Source organism: Streptomyces sp. WM6386 (assembly GCF_000972385.1).
In the GTDB taxonomy this organism is placed as follows: Bacteria; Actinomycetota; Actinomycetes; order Streptomycetales; family Streptomycetaceae; genus Streptomyces.
Genome location: NZ_JXTE01000214.1, coordinates 1 through 1,097 on the forward strand (window position 1 = coordinate 1; position 1,097 = coordinate 1,097).

The window sequence follows — 1,097 nt, forward strand, 5'->3', positions numbered from 1 at the left end:
CGCTACCACGCCGTCGGGCAGTCAACTCAGCATGATCGCGACCACTTCGGCGTCACCAGGGGATCACTCCGGCATCCTCGAAGAACGACCCCGTAGGGCCGTCGTCGGGCAGCGTGGCCAGCCGGATCGCCGTCGCCGCGCCCTGCTCGGGGGTACGGGCGCCGTAGAAGCCGTTGAAGTCGGTCGCGACCAGGCCCGGGCAGGCGGCGTTGATGAGGATGTTCGTGCCGGCCAACTGCCGGGCGTACTGCACGGTGACGGCGTTGAGGAACGACTTCGAGGGCGCATAGGCCGCCATGACGGGGCCGATCTCGATGTCCGGATCCGCCTGCCGGGTCACCGAGCCGACGGAACTGGAGACGTTGACGACACGGGGCGAGGCCGAGCACCGCAGCAGCGGCAGCATCGCGTTGGTCACCCGGCTGACTCCGATGACATTGGTCTCCACGACCCTGCGAACCAGGTCGAGGTCGAGCGTGGTCGGATCCTGCACCCACCCCGGCCCCGTCTCTCCCGAGATGCCGGCGTTGTTGACCAGCACGTCCAGGCGCCCTTCCTGCCGTTCGATCAGTTCCGCGGCGTCGGCGACGCTCTGGTCCTGCGTCACGTCCATGGGCACCCCGAACGCGTCCGCCCCCGCGGCACGCAGCTTCTCGACGGCGCTCTCGCGCCGGGCCTCCTCGCGCGCCCCCACGCCCACGCGGTAGCCGAGGCCACTCAGCCCGGCCGCGATCTCGTACCCGATTCCCTTGTTCGCGCCGGTCACCAGCGCGATCTTCGTTTCGCTCATGCCGTCGATGCTCGCCCGCGGACACGCGGCGCATCCAACACCGATACGGTGCCCTGTCATGACTGGCAGGTATCACCGACGGACGCTGTGGGCCATGGACACCCTGGAGACCCGCGAGCTGCGGTACTTCCTGGCCGTCGCCGAGGAACTGAACTTCGGCCGCGCCGCCGAGCGCCTCGGCATGGCCCAGCCCCCGCTGTCCGGGGCGATCCAGCAACTCGAACGGCGCCTGGGCGTCCCTCTGTTGGAGCGCAACCGCCGCGGGGTCCGCCTGACCGGCGCCGGCGAGGTCCTGCTGCACGAAGGG

Annotated in this window: 2 protein-coding genes; one reads left to right on the plus strand and one right to left on the minus strand. The window is 70.2% G+C overall.

Annotated features, from left to right (window positions below; genetic code table 11):
- Window positions 1-52: 52 nt before the first annotated feature.
- Window positions 53-790: an SDR family NAD(P)-dependent oxidoreductase gene (locus TN53_RS40820; RefSeq protein WP_046263939.1), complete on the minus strand. Its 738-nt coding sequence runs from the start codon at window positions 788-790 to the stop codon at window positions 53-55.
- Between the two features lie 94 nt (window positions 791-884).
- Between TN53_RS40820 and TN53_RS40825 the strand changes: the two genes are divergently transcribed.
- Window positions 885-1,097: LysR family transcriptional regulator (locus TN53_RS40825; RefSeq protein WP_046263940.1), on the plus strand; the 213-nt coding region annotated here is incomplete at its 3' end.